The following is a 15263-nucleotide window of genomic DNA, read 5'->3' on the forward strand; positions in this document are numbered from 1 at the left end:
TCGTCAGGTCAGCTCGCGGTAGCGGCCCCGGTAGTGCAGCAGCGGGTCCGTCTCCCCGGTCAGCTCGACGGCCTCGATGGTGGCCTCCACCAGCAGGCCCCAGCCGTACTCGCGGGCGGAGTCGAGCCGGCACCCCGCCCAGCCGCCGGCGTCGGCCGGCACCGGGCCGTAGGGGGTGTCGGTCCAGGCGCCGGTGGCGAACAGGCCGCCGGGGGACGGGAAGAGTCCCGCGAACCGGTCGGCGAGCTGCCGGTGCGCCGGGCCGAGCGGGGCCACCGCGAAGCGGCCGGCGGACTCGACCGCCGCCCACAGGTCGGACTCCGGGTCGACCAGGCCGAGCAGCCGGTCCGGCTCGCCCTCCGCGACCAGCGTCGAGGAGACCGTCAGGCCCGCCGGCTCGGGCGCCGTCCAGAGCGTCACCGGCGACGCCAGCCGACCCCGCAACCGGCGTACGGGCGAGCGTTGGTCGGCGGGCACGGCGAACGGGTCGATGTGGTGGATCTCGGCGCCCGGCTCATGATTCACGTGAAACATTGTGCGGCCTGCCCCGCCCCGACGGGCCCGGATGTGACGCTCAGCAGCATGTCCCCGAAGGCCTCGGGGCGAATCGCGCCGCCACCATGTGCACCGGTGAACACCACCCCACGGGCAGTCGGTTGAGATCTTGGACGTTCTGCGCCCTTCCAGGGGCCGTTCCCGGCCAAGATCTCGGCGGGTGCGCGTACCGCTGGAGGGGTCAGTCGTCGGCGGTCAGTGACCGGCGGGCGGCGGCAAGCACCTCCGGGTCCGTGCAGCCGGCGGCGTACCCGGCGATCCGGCGGCGGATGTCGCGGCCGAGCAGCCAGGAGCCGATCCGGTCCGCGACCGGGCGGAGGAACGCGGGCCGGCAGCGGAAGCTGTACCGCCAGGTGGCGACGGCGTGGCCGGGCTCCGGGGCAGGCGCGAACCGCCACCCGCCGGCGAACATCTCGAAGAACCACGGCCCGCGGACCATCTTCATCCCGACGTGGCTCGGCGGGGCCCAGGAGACGTACTCGCTCACCATCGCCAGGCCGTGCCGGGACCGGGTGAAGGTCCGCACCCCCTTGCCGGGCCGGGTCGCCCCGTCGGTGAAGTGCTGCTCGCGCACGAACGGGTCCCACCGGTAGCGCACGGGCGCGGTGGTCTGGGAGACCGCGAAGGCCAGTTCGGGCGGGACCGGCACGGTGATCACCGCTTCGACGACGGGCATCAGGCCATTGTGCCGCCGGCCGGCAACCACCGCGTCCGGCGTGCGCCGGCCCGCCCTCCGCCCGGCGGAGCCGGCGCGTGCCGGCGGCCGTCAGCGCCTGGGCGTCACCGTGGCGAGCAGGTCCGGCATCCGGCGGTCCAGCACGTCGCCGGCCAGGTACGCGCCGAGCAGCGCCGCCCCCAGGCCGTACGCGGCCCCGAGCGGCAGGGCCAGCCAGAGCCAGACGTCGCCGAGCAGCCCGGCGGCCACCACCATCGGCACCGCCGCCACCGCGGTGGCGAGCATCGCCAGCAGGGTGAGGAAGCTCTTCGCGATCCCGGCACCGGTGTTCAACGCGAACGGGTTGCTCGTCTCCGGCAGCGAGTACGCCCCGAGCACCGAGACGAAGCAGTTCACCGCCAGCCCCGCGCCGTACGTGCCGAACAGCGTGCCCGCCATCAGCCCGATCCAGCCGGGCTCGCCGATGACCACCGCGACGACCACGGAGATCACCGCCAGCATCGGCAGGACGTAGAGCGAGAACGCGGCCATCCGGGCACGCAGCTCCTGCTGGCCGGAGACGCCCGCGACCACGTTCGCCGCGTACGCGCTGCCGTCGAAGCCGAACTGGTTGGCCAGGGTGACGGCGGCGAGCAGCCCGACGAAGAGCATCGACAGGCTGGACAGCACCGGGGACGCCTCGGTGCTGGCCGTGAACCCCTCCGCGCCGTCGATCGTGAAGCCCGAGCCGCCCAGGTTGACCATGACCGGCACGAAGAGACCGACGACCGCGACGGTGATCAGGTTGGCCCGGCGGCGGGCGTCCCGCCACCAGTAGCGGGCCTCCCGGGCGACGAGGGCGCCGAACCGGTCCCGCCGCGCCCAGCCGAGAGCCCTCGGGAAGAGCTGGGCGACCGCCCCGCCGGTCGTACCACGCTGGGCGCGGGCCGGCCCGGCACTGGCCGCGCCCACCATCGCGGACTCGAGCGAGCGGGACCACCAGGCCAGCAGCGCGACGATCGTCGCCGCCGTGATCAGCAGCTTCACCGGTGCGGCCCAGACGCGGCCCTCGGCCACGTCGATGCCGGCCGTCCAGGGGGCGCCGAACGGGGTCCAGGCGACCACCTCGGCCACCCCCTGGAGGCGGTCCCAGTCGGCGTCGGAGAGGGCGGCGATGCCCAGGAGCTGCAACGGCCCGAGCAGCGCGGCGAGTACGGCGAGCAGCACGGCGGCCAGGTCGCGGACCCGGCGGGACCGCAGCGCGGTGGCGAAGGCGCTGGTCACCGCGCGGGCCGCGGCGACGCAGAGCAGCAGCCCGGCGACCACCCCGACGAAGGCGACCGCAGCGGCCGACCAGCCACCCAGCGCCCCGGCGGTGACCACCAGCCCGCACAGGGCCAGCAGCACCGAGATCGTGGGGACGCTGACGAAGGCGGCGGCGAAGAGCCCGGTGACGAGGGTGCGGCGGCTAAGCGGCAGCAGCGCGAACCTCGCCGGGTCCAGTGTCTCGTCCACCCCGAAGAAGACCAGCGGCAGCAGCAGCCAGCCGAGCACCGTCAGGCCACCGCCGAAGGCGGCCACCATCAGCGCGTAGCGGCTCTCGTCGGCCAGGCCGGGCGCGGCGAAGAGGAAGAAGCCGGTGCCGGCGAACCAGAGCCCGAGCACCGCGCCGCCCACGAAGAGGGCGACCCGCCAGCCCTGGCCCCGGAAGTTGTTGCCCATCACCCGCAGCTTGAGCCGGACGAAGTGCCGGGCGGAGACCCGCCGGGCGGGCTGGGCGGAGACGGTCGGCCCGGTCACTGCGACAGCCACGCCAACTCCTCGCCGGTCGCCGTACGGCCGCCGACCACCTCGACGAAGACCTGCTCCAGCGAGCGGCCGCCGCGCACCTCGTCGATGGGACCGACCCGCTTGATGGTGCCGGCCGCCAGGATCGCCACATGCGAGCAGAGCCGCTCGACGACCTCCATCACGTGGCTGGAGAAGACGACGGTGCCGCCCCCGGTCACGTACCGGTGCAGGATGTCCCGGATCAGCGCGGCCGAGACCGGGTCGACCGCCTCGAACGGTTCGTCCAGCACCAGCAGCCGGGGCCCGTGCAGCAGTGCGCAGGCCAGGCCGATCTTCTTCTTCATGCCCGCCGAGTAGTCGACCACCAGGGTCCGGCCGGCGTCGCCGAGCGCGAGCACGTCCAGCAGCTCCGCCGCCCGCTGGTCGACCACCGCCGGGTCCATCCCCCGCAGCAGACCGTGGTACGCGAGCAGCTCCGCGCCGCTGAGCCGGTCGAAGAGCCGTACGCCGTCGGGCATCACGCCGAGCAGCTGCTTCGCCCGCACCGGGTCGGCCCAGACGTCGTTGCCGAGCACCCACGCGCCCCCGGCGTCCGGCCGGAGCAGCCCGACCGCCATCGACAGGGTGGTGGTCTTCCCCGCGCCGTTCGGGCCGAGCAGACCGTAGAAGGAACCGGCCGGCACGTCGAGGTCGACACCGGCGACGGCGACCTTGCCGTCGAAGTGTTTCGCCAGGCCACGCAGGGAGAGCGCCGGGTGCTCAACAGTCATGCGTCGACCGTATCCGGCCCGAACCAGCCGCTGCTCCGGCCGCAGGATGATCCCCGGTCATCCCCGAGTCGTACCCGTCGGCGCCGCTGAACGCCCGGCCCGCCTGTCAGGAAGGGCCCCTTCCTCTACCGCAGGCGTTAACAGGGGGCCCTTCCTTACAGGCGCAGCGCCTCCGGGGCGTGCAGGCGGAGCATGGTGGCGCCGACGTCGGCCGGCGCCCGGCGGCGGGTCGCCATCGAGACCGCCACCATCACGGTGAAGGCGAGCGGCACCGTCCAGGCGGCCGGTTGGGCGGTGAGCGTGGCCGGCCAGCCGGACAGCGGCGGGCCGAGCACCGTGACCAGCACCGCCCCGACCGCCGCGCCGCCGCCGACCAGGATCCCGGCGGCGGCGCCGAGGTCGGTCAGCCCGCGCCACCAGATGCCGAGCACCAGCAGGGGGCAGAAGCTGGACGCGGCGACCGCGAAGGCCAGCCCGACGACCTGCGACACGTCCAGCCCGGCGAGGTTGAGCGCGAGGACCGTCGGCACGGCCCCGGCGATCACCGTGGCGAGCCGGAAGCCGCGTACCGAGCCGCGCCCCAGCACGTCCGTGGAGATCACCCCGGCGACGCTGGTGAGCAGCCCCGACGAGGTGGAGAGGAAGGCCGCGAACGCGCCGGCCGCGACCAGCGCGGCGAGCAGCCGGCCGGCGGTGCCGTCGCCGAGCGCCGCGCCGGGCAGCAGCACCACCACCGCGTCGGTCTGCCCGCTGAGCAGCAGTTGCGGGGTGTAGATCCGGCCGAGCACCCCGTAGATGGTGGGCAGCAGGTAGAACGCCCCGACCAGGGCGAGCACCACCAGCGTGGTGCGGCGGGCGGCGGCGCCGTCGGGGTTGGTGTAGAAGCGGACCAGCACGTGCGGCAGGCCCATCGTGCCGAGGAACGTGGCCAGGATCAGCGAGTACGTGGCGAACAGTCCCCGGTCGTCGTCCCCGGCGCTGGGCAGCAGCCAGTCGGCCGCGTCGGTGGCGACCCCGGACACCTCCGGCACCGGGTCACCCGCGGCGAAGGAGAGCTCGTCGCCGGGGCGTACCTCCTGGATCCGGCCGTCGGGGTGGGTGAGGGTCGCGCGGTGCTCGACCACGACGGTGGTCGCGGTCCGGAACGCCGGCCCGTCGGGCGGGGTCACCGCCGGGCGGGCGTCGGCCTGCCACTGCAACGCCAGGAAGATCGCCGGTACGGCCAGCGCGGTCAGCTTCAGCCAGTACTGGAAGGCCTGCACGAAGGTGATCGCGCGCATGCCGCCGAGCGCGACGTTCGCGGTGACCACCACGGCCACCAGCAGGGCCCCCAACGGGTACGGCGACCCGGTCACCGTCGCCAGCGTCAGCCCCGCCCCCTGGAGCTGCGGCACGAGGTAGAGCCAGCCGATGAAGATCACGAAGGCGGTGGCGAGGGTACGCAGCCGACGAGACCCGAGCCGAAGCTCACAGAAGTCCGGCAGGGTGAACGCGCCGGAGCGGCGCAGCGGCGCGGCCACGAAGAGCAGCAGGGCCAGGTAGCCGGCGGCGAAGCCGACGGGATACCAGAGCACGTCGACGCCGTACTTGAGGATGAGCCCGGCGACCCCGAGGAAGCTCGCCGCCGACAGGTACTCCCCGCCGATCGCGGCGGCGTTCCAGGTGGGGCTGATCGCCCGCGAGGCGACCAGGAAGTCGGAGGTGGTCCGCGCCAGCCGCAGCCCGTAGAAGCCGATGCCGACGGTGACCAGGGTGACCGCCACGATCGCCGGTACGACGTAACCGTTGCCCACCTCAGCGCTCCGGCCGCTGGACCAGGTCGGTGAAGTCCTGCTCGTTGCGTTCGGCCAGCCGCACGTACGCCCAGCCGACGGCGATCAGGAACGGGAACGACGCCACCCCGAGCAGCAGCCAGGGCAGGTTGACGCCGAGCACGGTGACCCGGCCGACGGCGGGCGCGACGGCGAAGAGCCACGGCAGCCCGCCGAGCCCGATCGCCACCACCAGGGAGAGCCGGAGGGCCAGCGCGAACTGGGCCCGGACCAGCCCCCGTACGAGCGCGTCGCCGACCCGGGTCTGTTGGGCCAACTCGGCGCGGGTGCGTTCCGCCCGGTCCTCGCGGCGGGACACCTCGGCCAGCACGATCCGGGTCCGGGGCTGGGCGGCCGGGGCCTGCGACGGCACCCCGGGCCGGCCCGCGTGTCCGGGCGTCCCGGATCCGCCCTGCCGGGGCGCGGGGACGGGATCGTCGGCAGCGGCCACCCCGGCAGTCTCGCCCGATCGCCGCGAATGTCAAGGGCGGCAGTCGGCGTTACGCCCGCCCGGGCCGGCTCGGGTGAAGCCGTCCACACCGGGCTGTGGACAACCTGTGGAGAACGGGTCACCCCTGTGGATAACTCTGTGGGAACCGCCGTCGCCGGAACCTTCTTCCCCGCCGGGGAGTGGGAGAGACGGAGAAGGGAGGTGACGGTGTCCGACGGTGATCTGATCTCCGAGGTCTACACCGGGTGTTTCCGCCGGCTGGTCGTCCAGCTCTACGCGGTGACCGGGGACCTCAACGAGGCGCAGGAGGCGGTCCAGGAGGCGTTCACCAGGGCGCTCGCCGCGCCCCGGCGCTTCGCCCGCCTCGAGAACCCGGAGGCGTGGCTGCGGAGGGTGGCGGTCAACGTGGCCCGCAGCCGGTACCGGCGACGTCGGGTGCTCGACGGACTGCTGCGCCGGATCGGCCCGCCGCCGGTCGTCGCCGACACCGCGCCGGAGCACCTGGCCCTGCTCACGGCCCTTCGAGGGCTGCCCGCCGGGCAACGGGACGCGCTCGCCCTGCACTACCTCGTCGACCTGCCGGTGGACGAGGTGGCGGCGACGCTCGGCGTCTCCGCCGGCACCGTCAAGTCCCGCCTGTCGCGGGGCCGGCAGGCGCTGGCGGCGCTGCTCACCGACTCCGACGCCACCGACAGCACGCAGACCGGGAGGGCCGATGTCCGATCGTGAGTTCACCGGATTCGACGTCGAGGCCGTCGCCGACGCCGTCCGCCAACCCCCGCTCGGCGACCTCCGGCGGGCGGCCCGTGGCCGACGGCGCCGACGGGCGACCGGGGCCGGGCTGGCCGTGGTGGTTGCCCTCGCGGGGGTGACCCTCGTCCCGTCCGTGCGCGATCCGGGCGGCGGGGACTGGGCCGCCCCGGACCCGTCCGAGCAGCCGATCGAGCGGGGGGTCAGCGAGTTGTTCCTGCTCGCCGAGCGGGTCGCGGTCGGCGTCGAGGTGCGGGATCCCTGCCGGATCAGCTTCACGGCCACCGAGGACGCCGGCCGGACCTGGTCGCCGTGGCGGACGGCCGCGTACGACGGTGCCTGCGTCACCACTCCCGACGCGGACGGGTTCGGGGTGTCCGACGTCCGGTACAGCGTGCTGGACCAGCGGACCTACCTGGTGAGCGTCGACGGCCAGGCGGTCCTCTCGACGGACGGCGGCCGGACGTGGCGGGACGTTGAGTCGGCGGTGACCGACGTGACGGCGTTCCCGGCGCGGGCACGGCCGGTGACCTGCCAGGACCGGTGCGGGGCGATGACCCGTCCCCTCGCCGTCGAGCCCGGCACCCACAAGGTCTACCGGCTCGGGGATCTACCCGCGACGCACGCGCGGGTCAGCATGGACCGGAGCGGCGACGGGGCGCTCTGGTTCGTGCAGTCGTCTCCCGAGTTCGGGGGCGCCGCCCATGTCGCGCGCAGCGTCGACCGGGGAGCCACCTGGATCTCGTCGCAGGTGCCGGAGGGCGTGACGGCCGTGGCGCTCGCGGCGGTCAGCGCTCAGGAGGCGTACCTGTTGGCCGAGCCCCGGCCGGCGGGCGGCAACGGCCCACCGACCGGCTCGTCCCGGCTGCTGCACACGACGGACGCCGGCCTGTCCTGGGCCGACGTCGGCACTGATCTTCCCGCCAGCTCCACGGTGAGGCCGTTCACGCTTGGACGGGACGGGACTCTCCTCGTCGGTGAGCCGTTCGCGGGCGGCGCCACCGCGTACCTCTGGGTCAGCCGGGATGGCGGGCGGCACTTCGTCCGGAGCGAGCGGCTCGGAAGCGAGGGCACCGTCGGAGTGGCACGAGGCCTGGCCTGGCTCGGGGGCCGCGACGTGATGAACCGGCCCGAGACGGCGCACGTTCAGGTGAGCGCCGACGGTGAGACGTGGAGCCGGCTGCCGCTGCCCCGGTGACCGACGCGCGGCGGCATGTCGGTGCGGCCGGTGTGTCCCGGCCGCACCGACATCCTCAGCCCAGGCCGACGCGCTCCGGGCGGGCGGAGGCGGAGCCGAGCCAGGTGTGCGGGTTGCCGTACCAGCACCAGCCGAGCTTCGGCGCGTTCTGGCTGATCCAGAGCGCCGGCACCCGCTTGTCGCCGCAGCGGGAGCCGACCAGCGAGAAGCACTTGTTCTTCGCCAGCGCCTCCGGATACAGGGTGACGAAGGCGAGCCCTTCGTCGATGGTGAGCGGGAGCCGGTCCTGGCCGGTGATCACCTCCATGGCGGCGGAGGGCGCCAGGTTCAGCGTCTCCTCGCCCCGGTCGACGTCGAAGAGCAGGTACGCCGGCCCGGCCGGCACCTCCAGCTCCTTGATCGGGTCGAACTTCGGCAGGTCGCCCTCGGCGTAGTGCCGGTCGACGATCCCCGGCTTCCGCTTGCCGGCGAGGGTGGTCAGCGCGACGCGCTCCTCCACCGGCACCAGGTCGCGGGTGACCACCAGGAGGAAGGGCACCCGCCCCTCGGTCGGGGCGGGCAGGTCGGCCGCCCCGGCGACGGCCGCCGCGCGCAGCGGCGCGACCAGGTCACGGAAGGCGTCCTCGGTCAGCTCGGCCAGGGCCGGATAGCGCAGCTCCACCAGCCGGTCGAGCTGGCGGTCGAATTCGGTCGCGGCGTCGAACAAGGCGGCCTCCAATTGTCGTACGGAGTACCGTACAGCGTACGACAACGCGAGCGTATTCCCGTCGACGAAAGAATTTCCGTCCGCGCGCGTCCGTCGGCGGCGAGCCACAGCGGTGCCCGCCGACGGGGTGGGTCAGCGGCTCCAGTCCTGCTTCGCCGCGCGGACCAGCTTGTCCTTCAGCTCGCGGGTGTGCCGGCGGCTGACCGGCAGCTCCGCCGAGTCGACCACCACGACGTAGCCGGAGTTGACCAGCCGCAGCTCCGCGATCAGCTTGAGCTGCACCAGGTAGGACCGGTGGATGCGGACGAACCCTGCGTCCGCCCAGCGCTCCGCGAGGGTCGCCAGCGACACCCGGACCAGGTGCGAGCCGTCGGCGGTGTGCAGGCGGGCGTAGTCGCCCTGCGCCTCCACCCAGCGCACCGCCGAGCGGGGCAGCATCCGCGTCGTGCCGGCCAGCTCGATGGGAATGGTCGGGTCCTCCTCCGCCCGGGCCAGCGCCGCCGGGTGCGACGGCACCACCCGCGCACCGATCACCCGGCGCAACGACTCGGCGAGCCGCTCGGCGCGTACGGGCTTGCGGACGTAGTCGGTGGCGCCCAGGTCGAACGCGTCCACCGCCCCGTCGTCGTACGCGGTGACGAAGACGATCGCCGGTGGCCGGGCGAAGCGGCGCAGCACCCGGGCCAGCTCCATGCCGTCCAGCCCGGGCATCCGGATGTCGAGAAAGACCACGTCCACGTCGCCGTCGCGGAGCACCCGCAGCGCCTCCGTCGCGTCTCCCGCCGTGTGCAGCCGGGCCACCCGGGGGTCGGCCCGCAGGTGGTACGCCAACTCGTCCAGCGCCGGCGGCTCGTCGTCGACGGCCAGCACCCGCAGGAACCCGGCCGCCCCCAACTCCGCGGTCCGCTCGATCACGAGCCGGCCCGTACGCCGGGATGGAACTTCGGCACCCGCATGCTCACCTTCGTACCCGAGCCGAGGCCCGTCTCGACGACCAGGCCGAAGCCGTCCCCGAAGACCGACCGGAGCCGCTCGTCGACGTTGGAGAGCCCGACGTGCTGGCCCGGGTCGTCCCCCACGCCGGGCAGCGCGGCGTCGCCCGGGTCCCCGGCGGCGCCGGCCAGCTCGGCGATGCCGGCGGTCAGCGTGCTCGGATCCATCCCCACTCCGTCGTCCTCCACGGTGATGTGGCACTCGGTGCCCGCGTCCCGGGCCTCGATGCTCACCATGCCCGTGCCCGGCTTGCGGGACAACCCGTGCCGGACGGCGTTCTCCACCAGCGGTTGCAGGCAGAGGAAGGGCAGCGTCACGGGCAGCACCTCGGGGGCGATCTGGAGGCGCACCTGGAGCCGGTCGCCGAACCGGGCCCGCTCGATGGTCAGGTAGCGGTCGATCGAGCGCAGCTCCTCGGCCAGCGTGGTGAACTCGCCGTGGGCCCGGAACGAGTACCGCGTGAACTCGGCGAACTCCAGGATCAGCTCCCGGGCCCGGTCCGGGTCGGTGCGGACGAACGAGCCGATCGCGGTCAGCGCGTTGTAGATGAAGTGCGGGCTGATCTGCGCGCGCAGGGCGCGTACCTCGGCGCGGGCCAGCCGCTCCCGCGAGGAGTCCAGCTCGGCCAGGGCGAGCTGGTTGCCGGCCCAGTGTGCCGTCTCCAGGGTGGCCTGCACCAGGCCCGGCTCCGGCTGGCCGTCGGCGACCGCGACCAGCACCCCGACCCGGCGCCCGTCCGCGCCGGCCAGCGGGGCGACCACCGCGCCGCGTACCGGGCAGTCGACCCGGTCGCAGTGCAGCTCCGGCTCGCCGAGGACCGTCGAGCGGCCCGTCGCCACCGCCCGCCGGGCCGCCGCGACCAGTTGCGCGTGGTGGTGCCCGCCCCGCCCGTCGAGGGCGAGCAGGCTCTCCCGGTCCGTCAGCGCCAGCCCGGCCGCACCCACCAGCGCCCGCAGATGGCGTACGGCCTTCGCCGCGTTCGCGGTGCTCAGGCCCGCGCGCAGCGGCTCGGCGGCCAGCCCGGCGGTGTGCAGCACCTCGTACGTGGCCCGCTGGGTGGCCGTGGCGATGCCCCGCCGCGCGCGCAGCCGGACCACCGCGAACAGGGCCGCACCCAGCGCGGCGAGCAGCGAGACGACGCCGAAGACGCCCGAGAGGTTGCCACCCACGCAGCGATCCTGGCCCCTGCCGGCCCACACGCCAAGGGTCAGTACGCGCCCTTGCGGGCGAGCACCACCCCGACGGTGCGCCACAGGATGCTCAGGTCGTACGCCAGCGACCAGTTGTCGACGTAGTAGAGGTCGAGCCGGACCGCCTCGTCCCAGGACAGGTCGGAGCGGCCGGAGACCTGCCACAGCCCCGTCATGCCCGGCCGGACCAGCAGGCGGCGGCGTACGTCGCCGAGGAAATCGCCGTCGTCGGCGGGCAGCGGACGCGGCCCGACCAGCGACATCTCGCCCTTCAACACGTTGATCAACTGCGGCAGCTCGTCCAGCGAGGAGGCGCGCAGGAAGCGGCCCACCGGGAAGACCCGGGGATCCTCCTTCATCTTGAACAGCATGCCGTCGGTCTCGTTCCGGTCGACCAGGCTGGCCAGCCGGTCCTCCGCGTTCACGTACATGGTGCGGAACTTCCAGACCCGGAAGGTGCGGCCCTCGTGGCCCACCCGGGGCTGGCGGAAGAAGACCGGGCCCGGGTCGGAGATCCGGATCGCGATCGCGATGAACAGGAAGACCGGGGCCAGCAGCAGCAGGCCGAACCCGGCGGCCACCCGGTCCATCAGGTTCTTGGCGAGCAGCGCCGGCCCGGAGAGGGTCGGCTCCTCGACGTGCAGCAGCGGCAGGCCCTCGATCGGCCGGATGTGCACCCGGGGGCCGGCGATGTCGGTCAGCTGCGGGGCGACGACCAGGTCGACGCCCGAGCCCTCCAACTGCCAGGCCAGCCGGCGCAGCTCGCCCGGCTCGGAACTCGCCGAGCCGCAGACCGCGATCGTGTCGCCGCCGACCTCCCGGACGAGGGCGAGGACGTCGCGGCCCGCGTACACGGGGACCGGGGTCTCGATGCCCTTGGCCGCCGCGTAGCCGTCGGTGACGTGGATGGCGACCGGCATCAGCCCGGCGGCCGGGTTGCGGGTGACCGCCGTGTAGACCTCCAGGCACTCCGGCAGGGTGCCGATCAGCACCATCCGGTGACCGGCCTGGCTGATGTTGCGCCGGACCACGTGCAGCACGAAGCGGCAGAGCATCCGGTTGAGCAGGATCAGCAGCAGGGCCGCGAGCAGGGCGGTGCCGACCGTGTAGCGGGACAGGTCGGTCTTGGTGGCGAACGCGAGGAAGGACACCGTCGCGGCGACGGCGACGCCGGCCCGGATCACCCGCTTGTACTCGTCCGGGCCCAGGCCCAGGTAGCGCCGGTCGTAGGCCCGGTTGGCCCAGAGGCTGACGAGCCAGCCGAGTGGCAGGAGCCCGAACGCCACCGTGTGGAACCACGTCGGATCCTGCTCGGCGTTGTAGAAGCCCGCCCGCGACTGGTCGAACGTCTCGATGGCGATCAGGCTGGCGACGGCGGCGGCTGCGAAGTCGAGCAGCAGCAGGAGTGTGATGTAGGGGCGGTGCCAGCGGGACACGCGACGGCGGGCCCGAGCCCACGCGGACCGGGGTACGCCGTTGTGGGACGGCGGTGCCGGCGGCTGGATCTCGAAGCTGTCGACGTGCCGCACGAGTTTGCTCCGGCCTGTGTTGGTTACCGGGCGCTGGAGGCTTGTCGTCACCTCACCCATGTCCTCCCGCATGACACGAGCCACTCACTCACCGTGAGGGCCCGGTCGCCCACCGTCCCAGTCTCCCACGCGGGCGCCGACCCGTGCGCTGACCCGAGGGACAACGCGTCAGGTGTGGTGCCGCTGGGCGTCTGGCCGGCTCCGCGCCATTTCAGAAGCCGGGGACCGAGCCACTATACCGATGGATGGCGGGCCCGGTAGAGCCGCAACTCAGACCTTCGGCGCGGGATGGCCGAATCCGTTCCGTAGTCGGCAGTGTCGTCACTCACCGTACGAGCCGCGACAACCGGCGGTCAGCGAGCGGCTTCCCGCCGGTCTGGCAGGTCGCGCAGTACTGGAGGCTGGAATCGGCGAACGAGACCTCGCGGACGGTGTCCCCGCACACCGGGCAGGGCTGCCCCGTCCGGGCGTGCACCTTCAGCCCCGAGCGCTTCTCGCCCTTCAGCTCAGCCGCCTTCTGCCCGACCGAACGGCGCACCGCGTCGCCGAGCACCTCCCGCGTCGCCGCGTGCAGGGTCGCCAGCTGCTCGTCGGTCAGCCGGTTGGTCAGCGCGAACGGGGACAGCTTCGCCGCGTGCAGGATCTCGTCCGAGTACGCGTTGCCGACGCCGGCCAGCACCGTCTGGTCGGTGAGCACCCCCTTGACCTGGCCCTTGCGGCTGCGCATCCGCTCGGTGAAGGTGGCCGGGTCGGCGGCGAGCGCGTCGGGGCCGAGCCGGGCCACCCCGGGCACCGCCGCCGGGTCGGTGACCAGGTGGACGGCGAGGCTCTTCTGGGTGCCGGCCTCGGTCAGGTCGAAGCCCGAGCCGTCGTCGAGGCGTACCCGCAGCGCGATCGGGCCCTTGCCGGGGCGCAGCGGGGCGGCGGATCCGAACGCCTCCCGGTAGTGCAGCCAGCCCGCCCGGGCCAGGTGGACCACCAGGTGCAGGTCGCCGTCGAGCACCACGTCGAGGAACTTGCCGTGCCGGCGGGCGTCCGTCACGGTCCGCCCGGCGGCGGCGGTCGGCGCCGGGTCGTACGTCTTCAGGGCGCTGATCGCGGCGACCTCCAACCGGTCGACCCGCCGCCCCACCGCCCGCTCACGCAGGTATTCCGCGAGCGCCTCAACCTCCGGTAGTTCGGGCACCAGCCAACGGTAGCCTTCTTTCCCGTGAGCGCGAGGAATGAGCTTGCGAGTCCCTGCCGTGAGCGCGAGGAGTGAGCTTGCGAGCCCCGCAGTCGCGAGCAGAGACCGGCACAGTCGCGAACGAAAGGCAAGCTGCGTGAGAATCGTGGTGGCGCACAACCGGTACCGGGAGGCTCAGCCCTCCGGTGAGAACACGATCGTCGACGCGGAGATCGCCCAGCTCACCGCGGCCGGGGTGGAGGTGCTGCCGTTCATCCGCAGCTCGGACGAGATCCCGACGATGTCGAAGTCGGCGAAGGCGCTGCTGCCGATCTCGCCGATCTGGGCGCCCCGCGCGCAGGAGGACCTGAGCCGGCTGATCACCGAGCACCGGCCGGACGTGCTGCACCTGCACAACCCGTACCCCCTGATCTCGCCCTGGATCGTGCGGACCGCGCACCGGCACGGCGTGCCGGTGGTGCAGACGGTGCACAACTACCGCCAGGTCTGCTCCTCGGGGCTCTACTTCCGCGACGGGATGATCTGCCAGGACTGCCGGGGCCGGGCCCTGGGCGTGCCGGCGATCGTGCACCGCTGCTACCGGGGCTCGCGGGCGCAGAGCGCCCTGATGGCGACCACGCTGGCCGTGCACCGGGGCACCTGGCGCTCGGTGGACCGCTTCGTCGCGCTCACCTCGGCGGTCGCCGACCACCTGCGCGACTACGGCGTCCCCGCCGAGCGGATCGTGGTGAAGCCGAACGGCATCCCCGACCCGGGAACGCCCGCGCCGCTCGGCGACGGCTTCCTCTACATGGCCCGGCTCTCCCCCGAGAAGGGGCTGGGCCTGCTGCTGGACGCCTGGCGGCGGCACCCGGACGGGGCGCTCGGCCCGCTGCGCATCGCGGGCGACGGCGAGCTGCGCCCGCTGGCCGAGGCCGCCGCCGCCGAGCGCGCCGACGTGACCTACCTCGGGCCGCTCGACCGCACCGGGGTGCGCGCCGCGGTCGAGGCCAGCGCGGTGATCATCGCGGCCTCCACCTGGCACGACGTGCTGCCCACTGTGATCATCGAGGCGTTCGCCGCCGGCCGCCCGGTGCTCGGCACCGCGCTCGGCGGCATCCCGTACCTCGTCGGCGCCGACGCGCCCCGGGAGCCGGCCGGCACCGGCCCGGCCGCCGTCGCCACGGCCGCCCCGGGGGAGGGCCGCGTCGCGCTGCCCGCCGGCGTGCAGGCGGGCGAGGCGGGCTGGGTGGTGCCCCCGGAGCCGGCCGCCATGGCCGCCGCCCTGCCGGTGGCCCGGGCCGGTGCCGCGACGCTGGCGCCGGCCGCCCGGCTGCGCTACGAGCGCACGTTCCACCCCGACGTGGTCACCAAGCGCCTCCTCGACGTCTACGCCTCCTTGAGCTGACCGCCCGGTCGCCGATTCTCTGGTCAGGCGGCTCAGAGGCCTGTCACCCAGCCAGGAGGTGAGGCCGCCGCTGCCGCGAGCCTCGCATCGAGGGCAAACCCCTGGACGATCAGGCCGGTCTGACCACTGACCGCCGTCCCTGCCCGAACTTCGCCACCTTCCGAGAAGCTCGTTCTACCACTTGGGACGGCCGGAGATCTTGGTAGCAAAGTGCCCCTGGAGGGGCGCTCTCTTACCAAGATCTCCGCCGCCACGGTGATGGCGGCGGCGCCTCGCGTGCGGTCCGGCGTG

14 protein-coding genes are annotated in these 15263 nt (G+C 73.9%); 3 read left to right on the forward strand and 11 right to left on the reverse strand.

Features of this window, described 5'->3' with window-relative positions; translation table 11 throughout:
- Positions 1 to 3: 3 nt before the first annotated feature.
- The 6 genes from EV374_RS29995 to EV374_RS30020 all read right to left on the reverse strand — a co-directional run bounded on the left by EV374_RS29995 (position 4) and on the right by EV374_RS30020 (position 5955).
- Positions 4 to 567 (reverse strand): flavin reductase family protein, encoded by a 564-nt coding sequence (locus tag EV374_RS29995; protein WP_393171412.1) that lies wholly within the window; start codon positions 565 to 567, stop codon positions 4 to 6.
- A 169-nt stretch (positions 568 to 736) separates the two neighbouring features.
- Entirely contained in the window at positions 737 to 1231 is a 495-nt protein-coding gene (locus tag EV374_RS30000) for an SRPBCC family protein (RefSeq protein ID WP_132240522.1), read from the reverse strand.
- Between the two features lie 90 nt (positions 1232 to 1321).
- Positions 1322 to 3022, reverse strand: coding sequence for an ABC transporter permease (locus EV374_RS30005; RefSeq protein WP_132240523.1), 1701 nt, complete (start codon positions 3020 to 3022; stop codon positions 1322 to 1324).
- Entirely contained in the window at positions 3007 to 3771 is a 765-nt protein-coding gene (locus EV374_RS30010) for an ABC transporter ATP-binding protein (RefSeq protein WP_132240524.1), read from the reverse strand. The genes EV374_RS30005 and EV374_RS30010 overlap by 16 nt, the downstream gene beginning before the upstream one ends.
- A gap of 155 nt (positions 3772 to 3926) precedes the next feature.
- Positions 3927 to 5564, reverse strand: a complete 1638-nt coding sequence (locus EV374_RS30015; RefSeq protein WP_132240525.1) for a sodium/solute symporter — start codon at positions 5562 to 5564, stop codon at positions 3927 to 3929.
- 1 nt (position 5565) lies between these two features.
- Positions 5566 to 5955, reverse strand: coding sequence for a hypothetical protein (locus EV374_RS30020; RefSeq protein WP_132240560.1), 390 nt, complete (start codon positions 5953 to 5955; stop codon positions 5566 to 5568).
- Between the two features lie 285 nt (positions 5956 to 6240).
- On the opposite strand from EV374_RS30020, the gene EV374_RS30025 reads away from it, so the two are divergent.
- Together EV374_RS30025 and EV374_RS30030 are read left to right on the forward strand one after the other, a co-directional pair.
- The gene (locus tag EV374_RS30025) at positions 6241 to 6762 is read left to right on the forward strand and encodes an RNA polymerase sigma factor (RefSeq protein WP_486486038.1); all 522 of its coding nucleotides are present in this window, start codon (positions 6241 to 6243) and stop codon (positions 6760 to 6762) included.
- Complete coding sequence (locus EV374_RS30030) at positions 6749 to 7981, forward strand: hypothetical protein (protein WP_132240527.1); 1233 nt, start codon at positions 6749 to 6751, stop codon at positions 7979 to 7981. Before EV374_RS30025 ends, EV374_RS30030 begins: the two co-directional genes overlap by 14 nt.
- 55 nt (positions 7982 to 8036) lie before the next feature.
- Here EV374_RS30030 and EV374_RS30035 read toward each other — a convergent pair whose 3' ends face one another.
- From EV374_RS30035 to EV374_RS30055, 5 genes are all read right to left on the reverse strand, one after another.
- The gene (locus EV374_RS30035) at positions 8037 to 8687 is read right to left on the reverse strand and encodes a DUF5701 family protein (RefSeq protein WP_486486039.1); all 651 of its coding nucleotides are present in this window, start codon (positions 8685 to 8687) and stop codon (positions 8037 to 8039) included.
- Between the two features lie 132 nt (positions 8688 to 8819).
- Entirely contained in the window at positions 8820 to 9581 is a 762-nt protein-coding gene (locus EV374_RS30040) for a LytR/AlgR family response regulator transcription factor (protein WP_132240561.1), read from the reverse strand.
- 17 nt (positions 9582 to 9598) lie between these two features.
- Positions 9599 to 10849, reverse strand: coding sequence for a histidine kinase (locus tag EV374_RS30045; RefSeq protein WP_132240529.1), 1251 nt, complete (start codon positions 10847 to 10849; stop codon positions 9599 to 9601).
- 38 nt (positions 10850 to 10887) lie between these two features.
- Positions 10888 to 12459, reverse strand: coding sequence for a sugar transferase (locus EV374_RS30050; RefSeq protein ID WP_132240562.1), 1572 nt, complete (start codon positions 12457 to 12459; stop codon positions 10888 to 10890).
- Positions 12460 to 12724: 265 nt separating this feature from the next.
- Complete coding sequence (locus tag EV374_RS30055) at positions 12725 to 13585, reverse strand: DNA-formamidopyrimidine glycosylase family protein (protein ID WP_132240530.1); 861 nt, start codon at positions 13583 to 13585, stop codon at positions 12725 to 12727.
- A gap of 136 nt (positions 13586 to 13721) precedes the next feature.
- Here EV374_RS30055 and EV374_RS30060 point away from each other — a divergent pair, with 136 nt between their 5' ends.
- Positions 13722 to 14972, forward strand: a complete 1251-nt coding sequence (locus EV374_RS30060) for a glycosyltransferase (protein ID WP_132240531.1) — start codon at positions 13722 to 13724, stop codon at positions 14970 to 14972.
- Positions 14973 to 15263 lie beyond the last annotated feature (291 nt).

The sequence above is a fragment of the Micromonospora sp. CNZ303 genome, from assembly GCF_004345505.1.